General features: G+C 51.7%; 1 protein-coding gene. It reads left to right on the forward strand.

The annotated features are described in order from the left end of the window. Nucleotides 1-443: sensor histidine kinase (locus NE664_14100; protein ID MCQ4727767.1), on the forward strand; the 443-nt coding region annotated here is incomplete at both ends.

Genomic DNA, 443 nt, shown 5'->3' on the forward strand with positions numbered 1-443 from the left:
GCAGTCCTGCTGCACATTCTTTTTGTCATCCTCCTGGTAACGGGAATCAGCATCATGTACAACAATCCCCACTACGGAGAAGGCATCAGCTGGCTTACCAATGAGACGTACGAGGATACACCGGAGTTCATCCGTCAGTTCAAGACGGACATCGACGATATCTTTAACTATATCAAATACAAAGAGGTATTTGAATCGAACGGGAAGCTGGCCTATGACAAGCCTGTCGTCCGTGTGACCACCGGTCCCGGGGAAGTACAGGAATATACCGTCGACGAGATGGTACGGATGGCCAAGTCCATGGGCTATTACCTGAATGAAAAGTTTAAGGTGGACGGCCGTTACACACCGGAAGACGGAGAACAGGACATCCGGGTGGACTGGCGCTCTTACGACCCGGACCATCAGGATTCCGAGCCCGGGGAATCTTATACCACCATGGC

Origin of the sequence: Anaerotignum faecicola (assembly GCA_024460105.1) — a bacterium.
GTDB lineage: Bacteria > Bacillota > Clostridia > Lachnospirales > Anaerotignaceae > JANFXS01.